This window comes from Calidifontibacter indicus (genome assembly GCF_003386865.1).
Lineage (GTDB): Bacteria > Actinomycetota > Actinomycetes > Actinomycetales > Dermatophilaceae > Yimella > Yimella indica.
The window spans coordinates 1,130,589-1,146,256 of the sequence record NZ_QTUA01000001.1; the positions used below are offsets into that span (position 1 = coordinate 1,130,589).

General features: G+C 68.4%; 17 protein-coding genes. 9 read left to right on the top strand and 8 right to left on the bottom strand.

The features are described 5' to 3' along the window. Positions 1-28: 28 nt before the first annotated feature. Complete coding sequence (locus tag DFJ65_RS05445) at positions 29-1,360, top strand: sensor histidine kinase (RefSeq protein WP_170144001.1); 1,332 nt, start codon at positions 29-31, stop codon at positions 1,358-1,360. A 9-nt stretch (positions 1,361-1,369) separates the two neighbouring features. Then, the gene (locus tag DFJ65_RS05450; protein ID WP_115922151.1) at positions 1,370-2,011 is read left to right on the top strand and encodes a response regulator; all 642 of its coding nucleotides are present in this window, start codon (positions 1,370-1,372) and stop codon (positions 2,009-2,011) included. Here the strand turns inward: DFJ65_RS05450 and DFJ65_RS05455 are convergent. Beyond that, complete coding sequence (locus DFJ65_RS05455; RefSeq protein ID WP_245950034.1) at positions 2,008-2,256, bottom strand: DUF2530 domain-containing protein; 249 nt, start codon at positions 2,254-2,256, stop codon at positions 2,008-2,010. The genes DFJ65_RS05450 and DFJ65_RS05455 overlap by 4 nt on opposite strands. A 53-nt stretch (positions 2,257-2,309) precedes the next feature. Between DFJ65_RS05455 and DFJ65_RS05460 the strand changes: the two genes are divergently transcribed. Beyond that, positions 2,310-3,788, top strand: coding sequence for an NCS2 family permease (locus DFJ65_RS05460; protein ID WP_115922152.1), 1,479 nt, complete (start codon positions 2,310-2,312; stop codon positions 3,786-3,788). A gap of 122 nt (positions 3,789-3,910) precedes the next feature. Further along, the gene (locus tag DFJ65_RS05465; RefSeq protein WP_115922153.1) at positions 3,911-5,008 is read left to right on the top strand and encodes a TerD family protein; all 1,098 of its coding nucleotides are present in this window, start codon (positions 3,911-3,913) and stop codon (positions 5,006-5,008) included. Here the strand turns inward: DFJ65_RS05465 and DFJ65_RS05470 are convergent. Further along, positions 4,983-6,638, bottom strand: a complete 1,656-nt coding sequence (locus DFJ65_RS05470; RefSeq protein WP_115922154.1) for a DNA repair helicase XPB — start codon at positions 6,636-6,638, stop codon at positions 4,983-4,985. The two genes, DFJ65_RS05465 and DFJ65_RS05470, sit on opposite strands and share 26 nt — an antisense overlap. A 90-nt stretch (positions 6,639-6,728) precedes the next feature. On the opposite strand from DFJ65_RS05470, the gene DFJ65_RS05475 reads away from it, so the two are divergent. Genes DFJ65_RS05475 through DFJ65_RS05490 form a run of 4 tightly spaced genes read left to right on the top strand, consistent with a single transcriptional unit; the run spans position 6,729 to position 10,175 of the window. After that, on the top strand, positions 6,729-7,667 hold the full coding sequence (locus DFJ65_RS05475; protein ID WP_115922155.1) for a hydroxymethylglutaryl-CoA lyase: 939 nt from the start codon (positions 6,729-6,731) through the stop codon (positions 7,665-7,667). 9 nt (positions 7,668-7,676) lie between these two features. Next, positions 7,677-9,626, top strand: coding sequence for a M13 family metallopeptidase (locus DFJ65_RS05480; protein ID WP_115922156.1), 1,950 nt, complete (start codon positions 7,677-7,679; stop codon positions 9,624-9,626). 19 nt (positions 9,627-9,645) lie between these two features. After that, entirely contained in the window at positions 9,646-9,837 is a 192-nt protein-coding gene (locus DFJ65_RS05485; protein WP_147301317.1) for a DUF6440 family protein, read from the top strand. Then, a complete protein-coding gene (locus tag DFJ65_RS05490; RefSeq protein WP_115922158.1) occupies positions 9,834-10,175 on the top strand; it encodes a DUF2200 domain-containing protein in 342 nt (113 codons plus the stop codon). Before DFJ65_RS05485 ends, DFJ65_RS05490 begins: the two co-directional genes overlap by 4 nt. Here the strand turns inward: DFJ65_RS05490 and DFJ65_RS05495 are convergent. From DFJ65_RS05495 to DFJ65_RS05505, 3 genes are all read right to left on the bottom strand, one after another. Continuing rightward, positions 10,164-11,066, bottom strand: coding sequence for an RNA polymerase sigma-70 factor (locus tag DFJ65_RS05495; protein ID WP_211308370.1), 903 nt, complete (start codon positions 11,064-11,066; stop codon positions 10,164-10,166). The two genes, DFJ65_RS05490 and DFJ65_RS05495, sit on opposite strands and share 12 nt — an antisense overlap. After that, positions 11,063-11,632 (bottom strand): carboxymuconolactone decarboxylase family protein, encoded by a 570-nt coding sequence (locus DFJ65_RS05500; protein ID WP_115922159.1) that lies wholly within the window; start codon positions 11,630-11,632, stop codon positions 11,063-11,065. The genes DFJ65_RS05495 and DFJ65_RS05500 overlap by 4 nt, the downstream gene beginning before the upstream one ends. A gap of 61 nt (positions 11,633-11,693) precedes the next feature. Next, positions 11,694-12,251: a maleylpyruvate isomerase N-terminal domain-containing protein gene (locus tag DFJ65_RS05505; protein ID WP_115922160.1), complete on the bottom strand. Its 558-nt coding sequence runs from the start codon at positions 12,249-12,251 to the stop codon at positions 11,694-11,696. 71 nt (positions 12,252-12,322) lie between these two features. Here DFJ65_RS05505 and DFJ65_RS05510 point away from each other — a divergent pair, with 71 nt between their 5' ends. Continuing rightward, positions 12,323-13,135, top strand: a complete 813-nt coding sequence (locus DFJ65_RS05510; RefSeq protein WP_115922161.1) for a helix-turn-helix domain-containing protein — start codon at positions 12,323-12,325, stop codon at positions 13,133-13,135. 71 nt (positions 13,136-13,206) lie between these two features. Here DFJ65_RS05510 and DFJ65_RS17705 read toward each other — a convergent pair whose 3' ends face one another. The 3 genes from DFJ65_RS17705 to DFJ65_RS05525 form a co-directional block, all read right to left on the bottom strand. After that, positions 13,207-14,868: an HNH endonuclease signature motif containing protein gene (locus DFJ65_RS17705; RefSeq protein ID WP_245950036.1), complete on the bottom strand. Its 1,662-nt coding sequence runs from the start codon at positions 14,866-14,868 to the stop codon at positions 13,207-13,209. A gap of 69 nt (positions 14,869-14,937) precedes the next feature. Beyond that, on the bottom strand, positions 14,938-15,261 hold the full coding sequence (locus DFJ65_RS05520) for a hypothetical protein (RefSeq protein ID WP_147301318.1): 324 nt from the start codon (positions 15,259-15,261) through the stop codon (positions 14,938-14,940). A gap of 56 nt (positions 15,262-15,317) precedes the next feature. After that, positions 15,318-15,644 (bottom strand): hypothetical protein, encoded by a 327-nt coding sequence (locus DFJ65_RS05525; protein WP_115922163.1) that lies wholly within the window; start codon positions 15,642-15,644, stop codon positions 15,318-15,320. Positions 15,645-15,668: the final 24 nt, after the last annotated feature.

Consider the following 15,668-nt stretch of genomic DNA (forward strand, 5'->3'; position numbering starts at 1 on the left):
CGCGAGCGTGCTCCGTAGCGTCGATGACATGATGACGACACAGCTGCCGAGCCTGTCGGAGAAGTCCGCAATGTCCACCACCATGCACACGATTCAGCGGATCCCACCGCCGCGGACGGTGCTGCGCCGCACCGGCGGTGACATCGCGTACCTGTTCCTGTCCTGGCCGATCGCGTTGGCGGCCTTCGGTATCGCGTGCATGTTCTTCGGCCTCATCAGCAGCGTGGTGTTGGCACCCGTCGCGGTGCCGGCCGTGTTGGTCGTCGCGACGTACGCCGCACAGGCCGAACGTTGGCTGTTGCGCCGGTTCCAGGGGGTGACCGACGCCGAGGGCGCCTACCTGCGGATCAACCCGCACGACGGCATCGTCGCCAAGGCCTGGACGGTGGTGCGTGACCCGCAGCGTTGGCTCGACGTCATCTGGTCGGCGGTCGGGTGGGTCGTCTCGACGATCACCTGGGTCATCATGATCACCGTCTGGCTGACGGGTCTGGCGCAGATCCTGTGGCCGGTGTACGGCTGGTTCCTGCCGCACCACGGCACTGAGAACGGGTTCAGCTTCCTGCTGCCGTTCGACAGCCTGAACTACGGGTTGCTGTCCCTGGTGAACGTGCTCGTCGGTGTGGTGTTGCTGGCGCTCGCCCCGTGGATCACCCGCGGCATGGCCCACCTGCAGGGCGTGGCGTCGCGGGCGATCCTGTCGAGCCGGTCGCGTCAACAGGTCATCGAGCAGCTGCGGGTGAGCCGCGACGCGGGCCGTTCGGCCGAGGCCGACCAGTTGTCGAAGCTGGAGCGCGACATCCACGACGGACCGCAGCAGCGACTGGTGCGGCTGAAGGTCGACCTGGCCCGCATCGAACGCCAGCTCGGGCCGGATTCTCCTGCAGCAGAATCGATTCGGGCCGCTATCCACAGCACCCAGGAGACCCTCGACGAGTTGCGCGCGCTGTCGCGGGGCATCGCGCCGCCCACCCTGACCGAGCTGGGTCTGGTGGCCGCGGTGCGGCAGGCAGCGACGCGTCCGACCGCGCCGGTGTCGCTCACGACGAACGTGCCCGAGGTGGCCGGCGCTTTGCCGCCGCACGTCGAGCAGGCCGCCTACTACGTCGTCAGCGAGGCGCTCACCAACGTCGCCAAGCACAGCGGCGCCGGCCGCGCCTACATCGAGTTGACCCTCGACGAACGTGACCTCGTGGTCGCCGTGACCGACGACGGTGTCGGCGGAGCCGCACTCGGCAAGGGCACCGGCCTGGCCGGGCTGGCCGAGCGGGTCCGTTCGGTCGACGGCGCCTTCACCGTCGACTCACCGGCCGGCGGGCCCACCACCCTGTTCGCACTCATTCCCCACGGACGAAGGTAGAAAGGCCCCATGCGGATCGTTCTCGCCGATGACTCGACGCTGCTGCGCGAGGGGGTGCAGTTGATCCTCACCGATGCCGGTCACGAGGTGGTGGCCGGCGTCGGCGACGCACCGACCCTCGTCGAGGCGGCGCTGCGGGAGCGTCCCGACCTGGTGATCACCGACGTGCGCATGCCCCCGACGGGCACCGACGACGGGCTGCGGGCGGCCTTCGAGATTCGGCAGTCGTGGCCGCAGGCGCGGATCGTGGTGCTCTCGCAGTACGTCGTGCAGGCGTACGCCGACAAGCTGCTCGCCTCGGGCGCCGCCGGGGTGGGCTACCTGTTGAAGGACCGCATCGGCGATATCGACGAGTTCCTCGCGGCCATCGACCAGGTCGCCGGCGGCGGCACCGTGCTCGACCCCGACGTGGTCTCCCAGCTGATGACCCGGGCGAAGGACCCCGTGCAGTCACTCACCCCGCGCGAGCGGGAGGTGCTGGAGTTGATGGCGCAGGGGCTGTCGAACGGCTCGATCGCGCAGCGGCTGTTCGTCACCGGGGGAGCGGTCGAGAAGCACACCCAGCGCATCTTCGCCAAGCTCGGGTTGTCACCCGACGACTCGGCCGGTCACCGGCGAGTGCTGGCGGTGCTGGCCTTCCTGCGCAGCTAGGCGGCCGACGCGTTGCCGCGTCCGCGCCGCACGTACACGTAGCCGAGCAGGCCGAGCACGATGCCGCACACCGGCGCCCACGGCCACCAGTCCCGGGCGCCCTCGTGCAGGCTCGGCACCGCGAGGATCACGACGAGCGCGACGATCCAGACGGCGATGCCGGTGAGCGTGACCTTCGGCATGTCGACCTTCATCGGCGCGAGGCCGAGTTGCTCGGGGGTGGGATCGGGTGAGTTCTGGGTCACGAATCAGAGTTTAGTGGTGACGCAGACCGCTTTTCGGCCCTAGTCTCGCGCCCATGTCCACGAGCGCACCCCCGGCCGCAGCCAGCGGCATCGACAGATTCTTCAAGATCTCCGAGCGAGGCTCGACGGTGTCGCGGGAGGTGCGCGGTGGGTTCGTCACCTTCTTCACGATGGCCTACATCATCGCGCTGAACCCGCTGATCCTCGGTTTCGTGAAGGACGGCACCGGTCAGTTCCTCGGCGGCGGACCCGGTGACGGTTCGAACCTGTCGGTGATCGCGGCTTGTACGGCGCTGGTCGCCGGCGTGATGTCGATCGCGATGGGCATGTTCGCGAACTTCCCGATGTCGATCGCGGCCGGTCTCGGCCTCAATGCGTTCGTCGCGTACGGCGTCGCAGCGCTGCCCGACATGACCTGGCAGGCCGCGATGGGTCTGGTGGTCTGGGAGGGCATCCTCATCCTGTTGCTCGTGGTCTCCGGTTTCCGGGTGGCGGCCTTCCGGGCGTTGCCGCAGCAGATGAAGACCGCGATCTCGGTCGGCATCGGCATGTTCATCGCGTTCATCGGCGTCTTCGACTCGGGCTTCTCCCGGGCCGGCTCGGGCACCCCGGTGCAACTCGGCGTCGACGGGCGCCTGCAGGGCTGGCCGATCGTCGTGTTCATCTTCGGTTTCCTGCTGCTGGTCGCGCTCTCGGTGCGCAAGGTGACCGGCGCCATGCTCATCGCGATCGTGTCGGCCACCGTGCTGGCGATCATCATCGAGGCCGTCGCGAACATCGGGCCCCGGACCGTCGGCGGCAAGGAGACCAACCCGCGCACCTGGTCGCTCAACGTGCCGACGGTGCCCGACACCGTCGTCCAGACCCCCGACTTCTCGCTCGTCGGACACGTCGACATGTTCGGCGGGTTCGCCAAGGCGGGTGTCATCGCCGCGGTGCTGATCATCTTCTCGCTGGTGTTGGCCGACTTCTTCGACACGATGGGCACGATGACCGCGATCGGCGCGAAGGCCGACCTGCTCGACAAGGATGGCATCCCGGCCGACTCGCAGAAGATTCTCGTCGTCGACTCGGTGGCGGCTGCCGCCGGTGGTCTGGGTGGCGTCAGCTCCAACACCGCCTACATCGAGTCGGCGGCGGGTGTCGGCGACGGTGCCCGCACCGGTCTCGCGTCGGTCGTCACCGGCGTGCTGTTCCTGCTCGCCACCTTCGCCGCCCCGTTGGTCGAGGTCATCCCGCACGAGGCGGCCGCACCCGCGCTGGTGTTCGTCGGCTTCCTGATGATGCAGGAGGTGGGCGACATCGACTGGCGCGACATCGAGATCGCGCTCCCGGCGTTCCTGACCATCGCGCTGATGCCGTTCACCTACTCGATCACCGTCGGCATCGGCGTCGGCACGCTGACCTACCTGGCGATCAAGGTGATCCGCGGCAAGTGGTCGCAGATCCCGGTGGTGCTGTGGATCATCTCGGCCTGTTTCGCCCTGTACTTCGCCATCGATCCGATCCGGCAGGTGTTCGGGGTCAACTGACCCGGCGCCGCGCCGTCGAGCCCCGCGGCACCGCTTCGGCGGTGTCGCGGGGCTCGGTCGTTCCGAGCGGCTGTTCCGTGGGTGGCCTCGGGTAGTTTCGGGGCGGGACCGAGGAGGGCTACATGCCGCAATTGAGCAAGGGCGCCAACGCGCCGATCACCGACGAAGTCGTCACGTTGACCGTCGTGGGGGCCGCGCCGGGCGCGGTCGACCTGATGGCGTTCCAGGTGACCGCGCAGGGCAAGGTGCGGTCGGACGCCGACTTCGTGTTCTTCAACCAACCGGCGTCGCCGGAGGGTGCGGTGCGGCTGACACCGCCCGACGGCTTGCAGATCGAGCTGACCACGGTGCCCGCCGAGATCAACCGGATCACGGTCGCGGTGGCACTCGACGACTCCGTGCCGGGCGGTCTCGGTGATGTGCAACTGGGCGCGATGGTGCTCGGCGGCGGTGAACCGATCGCGGTGCGTGCCGAAGGCCTCGCCGGTGAGCGCGCGGCCGTGCTGCTGGAGCTCTATCGGCGTGAGGCCGGCTGGAAAGTGCGTGTCGTGAGCGCCGGCTGGGCGGCCGGATTCGCGGCACTGGTGCGCGAGCATGGGGTAGATGTCGACGAGCCGGAAACGGCTGCCGCGCCCACTGCGGCTGCACCCGCGCCGGCGCCGGTCGCGCCTGCACCCGCCGCTGCGCCTGTCGCACCGCCGGCACCGGCTCCCGGACCGCCCGCGCCGATGGGCACGATCGACCTCGGCAAGCGCACCGGCACCATCAATCTGGAGAAGGGCCAACGGGTTTCGATCGAGAAGACCGAGTCGATCACCGCCTCGATCTACTGGCCGCCGGCCACCGACTACGACGTCTACGCGCTCGTGCTCTACACCGACGAGCACGTCGAGACGGTGAGCACCTTCGGCACCCGCACCGACAAGAACTTCAGCCTCGCCACCGCCGACGGTGCGGTGCGCCATGCCGGCGACGTCGGACGGTCGGGCTCGGCGCCTCCGGCCGGCGGTGGCCTGTTCGGCCGCAACAAGGCGAAGGCGGCGACTCCGGGGCATCGTCATCGTCACGCCCGACGGCGTGACGATCGACTACCGGGAGGCCTACTCCAAGCCCGGTTCGGAGAACCGTCCGGTCGTCGGCGCCGACCTCAAGGTCGTGATGGACGCCGGTGCGGTGAACGCGTACAAGTGAGCGTCAGCCGAGGTCTTCGGCGTCGGTGATGCGGTAGGCGTAGCCCTGCTCGGCGAGGAAGCGCTGCCGATGGGCGGCGAAGTCGGCGTCGACGGTGTCGCGGGTGACCACCGTGTAGAAGTGCGCGGTGCGCCCGTCGCCCTTCGGGCGCAACACGCGTCCGAGTCGTTGGGCCTCCTCCTGGCGTGAGCCGAAGGTGCCGCTCACCTGGATCGCGACGCTGGCTTCGGGCAGATCGATCGAGAAGTTGGCCACCTTGCTCACCACCAGCAGCGAGATCTCGCCCTCGCGGAACTGCTGGAACAGCTTCTGCCGCACCGCAACCGAGGTTTCGCCGGTGATGAGGTCGGCATCGAGGCGTCCGGCCAACGAGGTGAGCTGGTCGAGGTACTGACCGATGACCAAGGTCGGCTCGCCGCGGTGCTTCGCGACGAGCTTCTCGACCACGCCGTCCTTGACCGGGGCGCAGGAGGCGAACCGGTAGCGCTCGTCGGGTTCGGTCGAGGCGTACGCCAGCCGCTCGCTCTCGGTGAGGCTCACCCGCACCTCCACGCAGTCGGCGGGCGCGATGTAACCCTGCGCCTCGATCTCCTTCCACGGGGCGTCGAAGCGCTTCGGTCCGATGAGGCTGAAGACGTCTTCCTCCCGGCCGTCCTCGCGCACCAGCGTCGCGGTGAGACCGAGGCGTCGGCGGGCCTGCAGGTCGGCGGTCATCCGGAAGATCGGCGCGGGCAGCAGGTGCACCTCGTCGTAGACGATGAGGCCCCAGTCGCGCGCGTCAAGCAGTTCGAGGTGGGGGTGAACGCCCTTCCGTTTGAGGGTGAGCACCTGGTAGGTGGCGATGGTGACCGGACGGATCTCCTTGCGGGCGCCGCTGTATTCGCCGATCTCGTCCTCGGTGAGGGTGGTGCGGCGCAGCAGTTCGTCCTTCCACTGCCGCGCGCTGACCGTATTGGTCACCAGGATCAGCGTGGTGGTGCGAGACTTGGCCATCGCGCCCGCGCCGACCAGCGTCTTGCCCGCTCCGCAGGGGAGCACGACCACGCCCGAGCCGCCGTGCCAGAACCCGTCGACCGCGTGCTGCTGGTAGTCGCGCATCGACCAGCCGTCGGTGTCGAGCTCGATCGGGTGCGCCTCGCCGTCGACGTAACCCGCTTCGTCCTCTGCCGGCCAGCCGAGCTTGATCAGCTGCTGCTTGATGTTGCCGCGTTCGGACGCGTGCACCAGCACCGTGTCGTCGTCGAGGCGGTCACCGACCAGCGGCTGGATCTTTTTGTTGCGCAACACCTCGGTGAGCACGGCCCGGTCGGTGGTGGCGAGCACGAGCCGCTGCTCGCCGGCCACCTCCTGCTTGCGCAGGGTGAGCCGGCCGTAGCGGTCCATCGTCTCGGCGAGGTCGATGAGCAGCGCGTTCGGCACCGGGTAGCGGCTGTAGCGCACGAGGGCGTCGACGACCTGCTCGGCGTCGTGGCCGGCGGCGCGCGCGTTCCAGAGGCCCAGCGGGGTCACCCGGTAGGTGTGGATGTGTTCGGGTGCCCGCTCGAGCTCGGCGAAGGGTGCGATCGCGGCGCGGGCGTCGCGGGCGAACGGGTGATCGACCTCGAGCAGGACGGTCTTGTCGCTCTGCACGATCAGGGGGCCGGGTACGTCATTGGGCACGTCTCAGGCTAACGACCGGCGCCGTTCGACGATTCCCGCAGCGACCTGAGCCGAGCGCGTGCGCCACCGGGCGGGTGAGACGATGCTCACATGAGCCTTCCGATGGTCGAACCTGCTGCCGGACTGCCCGACCGGATCACGATCTACGAGGTCGGAGCGCGCGACGGCCTGCAGAACGAGAAGTCCGTGGTGCCGACGGGGGTGAAGGCGGAGTTCGTGCGCCGGATGATCGACGCCGGCCTCGACACGATCGAGACCACCAGCTTCGTGCCGCCGTCGTGGATCCCGCAGCTGTCCGACGCCACCGAGCTGGTCGACGCGCTCGGCCAGGAGGCCCGGCGGGCGACCCGTCCGGTGCTGGTGCCGAACGAACGTGGCCTCGACAATGCGCTCGCCGCCGGCGTGAAGGCCATCGCGGTGTTCGGGTCGGCCACCGAGACCTTCGCGAACAAGAACCTCAACCGGTCGGTCGCGCAGGCGCTGGCGATGTTCGCGCCGGTCGTCAAACGGGCCAAGGACGACGACCTGTGGGTGCGCGGCTACGTGTCGATGTGCTTCGGCGACCCCTGGGAAGGGCCGGTGCCGGTCGATCAGGTGGTCGACGTCTGTGCCCGACTGATGGACCTCGGCTGCGACCAGCTCAGCATCGGCGACACCATCGGCGTAGGCACCGCCGGGCACGTCGTGCGGCTGCTGGAAGCGTTGAACGACAAGGGAATCGGCACCGACAAGATCGGTGTGCACTTTCACGACACGTACGGTCAGGCCCTGTCGAACACGCTCGTCGCGCTGCAGCACGGTGTGCGGGTGGTCGACGCGTCGACCGGTGGCCTCGGCGGGTGTCCTTACGCCCGGTCGGCCACCGGCAACCTCGCCACCGAAGACCTCGTCTGGCTGTGCCGCGGCCTGGGCATCGAGACCGGTGTCGACCTCGACAAGCTCGTGGCGACGAGCGTGTGGATGGCCCACCAGCTGGGCCGGCCGTCGCCGTCCCGGGTGGTCAAGGCGCTGGGCGGTTCGGCCGGTTAGGGTCGCACTATGCGATCCGGTCTGACGTCGACTTTCGACTCCTCCATCCGCGTCCAGGACGACCTGTTCGGGTTCGTCAACAACCAGTGGGTCCAGGCGACGCAGATCCCCGACGACCGTGCCCGGTACGGCGCGTTCGACGCGCTGCGTGAGGCCTCCGAGGCGGCGGTGCGCGACATCGTGGAGAAGGCGGCCGCGTCCGACGCGGCGGCCGGCTCGCCCGAGCGCAAGGTGGGCGACCTGTTCGGGTCGTTCATGGACACCGACGCGATCGAGAAGGCCGGTGCCGAGCCGCTGAGTGAGCGCCTGTCGCAGATCGCCGCGCTCGGTTCGACGAGCGAACTCGCCCGACTGACAGGTGAACTCAGCCGCCGCGGGGTGTGGGGCGCGTTCGCGTTCTACGTCACGGCCGATGCCAAGAACCCGGAGCAGTACATCGCCTACCTCGGCCAGGCCGGCATCGGGCTGCCCGACGAGTCGTACTACCGCGAGGACAAGTACGCCGACGTGCGGGAGAAGTACGTCGGTCACATCGAGCGGCTGAGCGCGCTCGCGGGCGTGCCCGACGCGGCGGCGTTCGCGCAGAAAGTGATGGCCCTCGAGACGCGTATCGCCTCCCATCACTGGGACGTCGTGGCCACGCGCGACGCACTGAAGTCGTACAACAAGCACAGCTTCGCCGAACTCAAGGAGCTCGCGCCCGAATTCGACTGGGACGCTTACGTTTCCGGCCTCGACGCGCCGCAGGGTGCGTTCGACGAGGTCGTCGTCGGTGAGCCGTCGTACCTCTCGGGTCTGTCGGCCGCGCTGACCGAGCATGACCTCGACGACTGGAAGGCGTGGCTGTCGTGGCGACTGATCAGCGACCAGGCGCCCTACCTGCACGAGGCGATGGTCGACGAGAGCTTCGCGTTCAACGGCAAGGTGCTCAGTGGCACGCCCAAGCTGAAGGAGCGGTGGAAGCGTGGCGTGGCCGTCGTCGAGTCGTGCCTGGGTGAGGTGGTCGGCCAGTTGTACGTCGCCGAGCACTTCCCGCCGCGCGCCAAGGAGCGGATGGTCGAGCTGGTCGCCAACCTCATCGAGGCCTACCGACGCGACTTCGAGACGCTGGAGTGGATGTCGCCGCAGACCCGCGAACGCGCCCTGGCGAAGCTGGCGCGCTTCGTGCCGAAGATCGGCTACCCCGACAAGTGGCGCGACTACAGCGACCTGGAGATCGTGCCCGGTGACCTGCTGGGCAACCTCGCCCGCTCGGCCGACTTCGAGATGCGTCGTCAGCTCGACCGCATCGGTGGCCCGATCGACCGCACCGAGTGGCTGATGACGCCGCAGACGGTCAACGCCTACTACCACCCGATGATGAACGAGATCGTCTTCCCGGCCGCGATCCTCCAGCCGCCGTTCTTCGACGTCGACGCCGACGATGCGGTCAACTACGGCGGCATCGGCGCGGTGATCGGTCACGAGATCGGGCACGGCTTTGACGACCAGGGCTCGCGTTTCGACGGTGACGGTTCGCTCACCGACTGGTGGAGCCCCGAGGACCGGGAGCGTTTCGACGCGCTCGCGCAGAAGCTCATCGCGCAGTTCGACGAGCAGTCGCCGGCCGACGCACCCGACATCAAGGTCAACGGTGGTCTCACCGTCGGCGAGAACATCGGCGACCTCGGCGGCCTGACCATCGGCTACAAGGCGTATTCCATTGCGCAGGAACAGAACCCGGCTCCCGAGCTCGACGGCTTCACCGGCAACCAGCGGTTCTTCCTCGGCTGGAGCCAGGTGTGGTGCGGCAAGGCGCGTCCGGACGAGGCGAAGCGACTGGTGGCGATCGACCCGCACGCTCCGGCCAACTGCCCGGCGAACGTCGCGCGCAACCTGCGGGAGTTCCACGAGGCGTTCGACGTGCAGCCGGGCGACGGGATGTACCTCGCGCCGGACGACCAGGTGCGGATTTTCTGATCGGCGAAGGAGGCGAGTGATGCCCAAGTCGAACAAGCGTTTCGAGGTGGTGCACGAGGAGCGCACCCGGATCGGCGAGACCACCCGCATCCTGCGCGACAAGGAGACCGGTGTCTGCTATCTGCAGAGCATGGTTGGGGTGAACCTCGCGATGACCCCGTTGCTCAACTCCGACGGGTCGATCGTCGTGCAGCCTGCGAGCGGGTCGTGAGCCGCATCTTCGGCGTCCCGGTCGCCTCGGTCTACCCGCACTACGTCACGAAGGTGACCAAGAAGGGTCGCACCGAGGACGAGCTCGTAGAGGTGATCACCTGGCTCACCGGCTTCGACCACGACGAACTGCAACGACACCTCGCCGAGGAGACGACCTTCGAGGACTTCTTCGCGGCCGCGCACCTCAACCCGAACGCATCGCTCATCACCGGATCGGTGTGCGGGGTGAAGGTGCAAGAGGTCGACGACCCGCTGATGCAGAAGATTCGTTACCTCGACAAGCTCGTCGACGAGCTTGCCAAGGGTCGTCCGATGGACAAGGTGCTACGCGCCTGACTCGCCGCGGGACAGGCCGCGCACCTCGTCGAGGTGGGCAAGTTTCAGTGGATTGCGTTGCACCAGAATGCGAGTTACGAGGCCGTCGACGACCTCGAAGGTGAAGGTCGAGTCGAGCTGACTGTCGATGTGGGCGAGCACGGCCGGGCCGCCGTTGAGGTCGACGATGCGGAACTGCGTGGGCGCGTCGGGCTGCACGGCCAGCAGGAACCGCAGCACCTTCTCGACGCCGACGATCGGACGCAGCGCGGCCTTGCGCACTCCGCCGCCGTCGGTCACGAGGACGACATCGGGCGAGACGACGTCCAGCAGGCTCTGCACGTCACCCGTGGTCGCTGCGGCCACGAAGCGTTCGGCCGCCGATCGGACGTCGGTGGGCGACACCTGCGTCGCGGGGCGTTCGGCCCGCACCCGGGTGCGGGCTCGGTGTGCGATCTGCCGCACCGACGCCGGCTGCCGTTCCAGCATCTGTGCGATCTCGGTGTGCTCGTAGCCGAACACCTCACGCAGCAGGAAGACCGCGCGTTCCACCGGGCTCAGTTTGTCGAGCACGATGAGCATCGCCAGCGACACCGAGTCGGCGAGGACGACGTCGTCGGCGACATCGCCGCCGGTGAGTATTGGCTCGGGTAGCCAGGGGCCGACGTACGTCTCCTTGCGGCGGCCGAGCGAGCGTGCCTTGTTGAGCGCGACCCGGGTGATGATGCGCACCGCGTACGCCTTGGGGTCGGCGACCACGTCCTGGTCGGCGTCCGACCAGCGCAGCCAGGCATCCTGCAGCACGTCCTCGGCGTCGGCGGCCGACCCGAGGATCTCGTACGCCACCGTGAACAGCAGCGACCGATGCACGGTGAACGGGTCGGCCAGAGGCTCACGTCCTGGTTCGGTCACAGATCGCACCGGTCGCGGAAGCCTTGGCTGCGTAGCCCCATGGCGCTGTTGAAGCGGGACCGGAGGTTCTCCACGGCCACCATCATGGTCAGTTCGACGACCGCCTTGACGCCGAGCAGGACGGTCAGTTGCTCGACCATCTCGTCGGTGACGGTCGGCGGCGTGGCGGTCATCGCCTCGGCGTACTCCAGCACTGCGCGTTCGTTCTCGTCGAACACGGTGCTCTCGCGCCAGCGCGGCACCTCGCTGAGCTTCTCGACCGAGTCGCCGGCGCTGTGCGCGGCGAAGTAGCCGAAGTCCATGCACCAGCTGCAGCCGATCGCCGCCGCCGAGCCGAGCACCGCGAGGTTCTTCAGGTCGGCGTCGAGTGCGTTCCACTTCGCGATTTTCCGCTCGAACGCGAGGTCGGCGAACATGAGTTGCTTGTGGTGCCAGTAGACGTAGCCGGGATCGGGCACCTCGCCGTAGGCACGGCGCGACCAGGCACGGACGATGCCGCCGAGGAGGCCGTCCGGCTCGGCGGGAGGGATGCGGAGGGACGGTTGGCGTTGCGCGATGTCAGTCATGCCATGAAGACACCGGCCGGACCTCAGGTGTGACAGGTTCTGGCCGGTGGCTTTCGTGCGGTCAGCGTGCAGCGGTGGTGACGCGGTCGGTGCGGCCGGTGCGGGCGAGCACTTCGGCCTGGCGGTCGGCGTCCGCGGGCACCTCCACGGGATGCGCGAAAATGCCTGGTGCGTAGGCGTGTTCGCCCCATCCGGTGACGGCGGAGTCGATCTCCTGGAGCTCGGCGTCGGTGAGGATCGCACGCTCACCCTGCGACCGGGCGAGGTCCCAGCGGTGCACGAGCAGGTCGAATCCGTAGAACTGCGAGAGCGTCTCGCCGATCGTGGTCACCCCGAAGTGTCCTTCGTAGGTCTTGCCGCCGACGGCCGGGTCGGCGAGCAGCGCGCGGACGGAGGCGTCGTACGCGGCCCAGCGGGCGACCGGGTTGTCGCCGTCCGTCTCGGGCAGCGGGTGGCCCTGACCGGCCAGGAATTCGCGTCCGGTGTCGATCACGTGGGCCAGCACGTCGCGGGCCGACCAACCCTCGCACGGGCTGGGTGCATCCCACTCGGTGATCGTCTCGACCACCTGGGTGAACGGGTCGGCGTGGGTGGTCCAGGTCTGCAGGCTGTTCGCCATGGCTTCTCCTTCGTCGGGTTTCTTCGAACGTAGGCGCCCGGTCGTGGCCCGGTATTGATAATTTCCGACACATGGGCAGAGCCGCCGACGACATCGAACGGGCGCATCTGCGTGACGCCGACGATCGATCGTTCGTCATCCACCGCTACCCGGCGCCGGAGCACCTGACCGGGCTGCTGCGGCGCTATTGGATTCCGGTGTGGGACGTGCCGCCGGGGGAGCAGGCGGTGCAGAAGGTGCTGCAGTATCCGATCTGTCTGCTCATCACGACGCCCGCCTACTCGCGTTTCGTCGGGCCCAACCGCGGCCTGGGTACGACTGTGCTGGAGGGGAGTTCGTGGGGTTTCGGGGCGATGTTCGCGCCCGCCGCCGGCGCCCTGCTGCTCGGGCGGCCGGTGCGCTCGGTGGCCGACGACCACGTCGACCTCGACTCGGTGCTGCCCGGACTCACCGCGCCACTGCTCGACGTCCTGGCAGCGGACCCCTCCGATCCACGGGCGCACGCGATCGGGCGCGCCCTCGTGGAGGAGCGGCTGGAGCGGCTGTTGCCGCTGGACGAGGAGTCGGAGTTGGTCAACACGATCGTCGAGCGGGTCGAGGCCGACGCGTCGATCACCACCGTGACCCAACTGTGTGAGTTCAGCGGTCTGCCCGAGCGCACCTTGCAGCGGCTGTGCGCGCGACGGCTCGGACTCTCGCCGCTGTGGTTGATCCGGCGACGCCGCCTGCACGAGGCCGCCGATCGATTGCGGGACGGCGCGGGCTCGCTGGCCGACACCGCCGCCGACCTCGGCTACTGCGACCAGGCGCACTTCTCCCGCGACTTCAAGGCGTCGACCGGGATGACACCGCGGGAGTTCCTGCTGCGCAGCCGGCCGAGCTGACTCCTTTTGCATCTTCGCTCCGAGCTGATTGCGCATGCCCTGCCGAGGTGTTGTATGTGATTGCGGCGCAGTCACCCTGATCGTTCGAAGTCGATCCAGTTGTAGTCGAGGTCGTCCCAGGATCGGCGCTCGTAGGGTGGTGCGTGGGGTGCTTGTGGTGGTGGTGTGCCGGGTGGGGCTGGTCTGCGGTGGAGGGGTCTGCCGCGTTGGTCGCGGAAGACGGCCGCGCCACCGTTTCGGTCGTCGCCCTGGCCGGGGGTGATGGTGAAGTCGCCGGCGTGGAGTCGGTCGTGGTGGTGTGGGCAGAGGCTGATGAGGTTGTGCAGGTCGGTGGTGCCACCGTCGGCCCAGTGGACGATGTGATGGATTTCGATGTAGCGGTGGGTGGGGCAGCCGGGGAAGCGGCAGCCGCCGTCGCGGTCATCGACGAGGCGTCGGGTGCGTAACGGGACGATGCGTTGGGTGCGGCCGACGTTGACGGGTGACCCGTCCTTTTCCCAGATCGGGACGAGGAGTCCGTCGCAGGTGAGTTTCGCGGCCATCGAGGGTGGGATCGCTCCGGCGCGGGTGGTCCAGGCGTGGTGGTCGGTGTCGAGGTGGAACAGCACCCGGTAGGTGTCGGCGCGTCCGGCCACATCAGCGGTGCCGGCGTGCAGGGCGCGGTCCATCGCAGCGACGAGGGCGTCGGCGAGGGTGATGCGGGGTTTGCCAGCGGCGTCGAGTCCGGTGCCGAACAACAACCCGAGCAACTCCGGGTCGAGCGCACCCGCCGGGTCGGCCACGTCGGCCACGTCGGCTATGTCGGCTATGTCGGCTATGTCGGCTATGTCGGCTATGTCGGCCGTGCTGCTTTCGGGCTCGCCGTCGGGCATGTCGTCGGAGTCGTCACGGTCGACGTCGGTGACCTCGTCCGTGAACTCATCGTCGATGAACGCGTCCGTGAACTCGTCCGTGAACTCGGTGTCGGCGTGATCGGTGTCGGCGTGATTGGTGGTGTGGTGCTCGCAGTCGTTGTCATCGTCGCCGGTGTCGACGGTGTCGACGTCGTGGGTGTTGTGGCGGGTGGCGCCGAAGAGGAAGTCTTTGACCTCGCGGAGGGCTTGTTCGATGAGTTCGCCTTGTTCGATGCTGCCTTCGAACCGCAGGTGGTAGCGCTGGTCGGCGAACCAGGACTCCATGCTGGCGGGCTTGGTCGCCGGGTCCGGGTCAGGAACCGCGTCCTCGTCACAGGGATCGTCGGCGGCGTCGGTGTCGTCGGTGTGGAAGGGGAATGTGCGGACGGCGCGGCCGAGTTGGCCGACGTCGGTGTGGGGTGCCAGGCGGGTGACGGCTTCTTCGTACGGGGCGGGGACGTGTCGGGCGATGATGACCAGTTGGTGGAAGGTCATCGCGGTGGTGTCGAACGCTGTCATCGCGTGTGGGAGTTCGTGGGCGCGGGAGGCGACCTGCACGATGTCTTTCGCGGCGGCCCGGGAGACACCCGCGAAGCAGGTGAGCCAGTGTTCGGGTGAGCGGATTCCCGACCCGGCCCAATGCCTTTCTTCCAGGCTGATGCGGGTGAGGTGGACCAGGTGCCGGTAGGCGGCGGTCAGGACACCCGAGGCGGCCTCCAGGTCGTACCGGGCCGTGTTCGCGGCGTCACCCTGGGACAAGCCCGGCTGGGTGCAACCGAACGGCCGATCGGGTTGTGTCCCAACCGATCCCGCTCCTGCGAACCCCTCGTCCAGCTCCATGAACAGAGTCTGCCACCCACCACCGACAACCTCCTGGCTGTGCGAGCAGCCCCTTCGTGGCGGGGAGGTTCAGCCGGGGCCACCGTCGGATCGTTGGCGTTCGAGCCACGCCGGCAGCGGGTTGATCGTGTCGCCGAACCAGCTCAGATCGTCGCGGTAGTCGACTTCGAATGCCTCCAGTCGGCGATCCTCGAGGATCGCGTTCGCGACCTCTCGGGTCGCAGTGACCAGCGTGAAGTCCCAGTCGATCTCGGTGGTGATGACCCAGCTCCGGTCGAGCGGCCAGATCACATTCGCCGACAGTTCCCACCCGGTCTCAATACCCGGCCAGGTCATCGAGGTTCCTGCGCGACCGGTGAACAGGTAGTAGTCGCGTCCGGGGATATGCAGCATGGCAGCGTCAGTCGGTTGCTCGTGCCAAGCGCCGTGGCCATCCCACACCCCGTAGATCAGGTCGCCGGCGCTGGCCAATGGGCGAGGACCGCCTCCAGCGTCGCCTCGGGGATCGAGCCCTCCGATGGTTCGTCGGCCCCGGGTTCGTCGGGATGCGCAACGCCCGAGATGCATTTCCATTGCACCAGCGGGTGCATGACGCAGTCGGTGGAGCGAGCTCTGTCCGACCACCGTCCGGACTCACCGACCGGGTGGAGCACGCGCACGACAGCCTCGTATCCGATCGGGAGCACGGAACCGGCCGTCGCCCAGTGGTCATGGCCGAGCAGCCGAGGAGCGAACCAATCGCCCGCTGCGCTGTCGGTCAGACGGCGAATACTCATGGATGAAGTGTGCCGCGCGGAGCG

Excerpts from the sequence above, each read along its gene's own strand:
- DFJ65_RS05475 (WP_115922155.1), top strand. The coding sequence starts at position 6,729 with ATGAGCCTTCCGATGGTCGAACCTGCTGCCGGACTGCCCGACCGGATC.
- DFJ65_RS05460 (WP_115922152.1), top strand. The coding sequence starts at position 2,310 with ATGTCCACGAGCGCACCCCCGGCCGCAGCCAGCGGCATCGACAGATTC.
- DFJ65_RS05485 (WP_147301317.1), top strand. The coding sequence starts at position 9,646 with ATGCCCAAGTCGAACAAGCGTTTCGAGGTGGTGCACGAGGAGCGCACC.
- DFJ65_RS05465 (WP_115922153.1), top strand. The coding sequence starts at position 3,911 with ATGCCGCAATTGAGCAAGGGCGCCAACGCGCCGATCACCGACGAAGTC.
- DFJ65_RS05525 (WP_115922163.1), bottom strand. The coding sequence starts at position 15,644 with ATGAGTATTCGCCGTCTGACCGACAGCGCAGCGGGCGATTGGTTCGCT.
- DFJ65_RS05520 (WP_147301318.1), bottom strand. The coding sequence starts at position 15,261 with ATGCTGCATATCCCCGGACGCGACTACTACCTGTTCACCGGTCGCGCA.
- DFJ65_RS05505 (WP_115922160.1), bottom strand. The coding sequence starts at position 12,251 with ATGGCGAACAGCCTGCAGACCTGGACCACCCACGCCGACCCGTTCACC.
- DFJ65_RS17705 (WP_245950036.1), bottom strand. The coding sequence starts at position 14,868 with ATGGAGCTGGACGAGGGGTTCGCAGGAGCGGGATCGGTTGGGACACAA.
- DFJ65_RS05480 (WP_115922156.1), top strand. The coding sequence starts at position 7,677 with ATGCGATCCGGTCTGACGTCGACTTTCGACTCCTCCATCCGCGTCCAG.
- DFJ65_RS05500 (WP_115922159.1), bottom strand. The coding sequence starts at position 11,632 with ATGACTGACATCGCGCAACGCCAACCGTCCCTCCGCATCCCTCCCGCC.
- DFJ65_RS05450 (WP_115922151.1), top strand. The coding sequence starts at position 1,370 with ATGCGGATCGTTCTCGCCGATGACTCGACGCTGCTGCGCGAGGGGGTG.
- DFJ65_RS05510 (WP_115922161.1), top strand. The coding sequence starts at position 12,323 with ATGGGCAGAGCCGCCGACGACATCGAACGGGCGCATCTGCGTGACGCC.
- DFJ65_RS05445 (WP_170144001.1), top strand. The coding sequence starts at position 29 with ATGATGACGACACAGCTGCCGAGCCTGTCGGAGAAGTCCGCAATGTCC.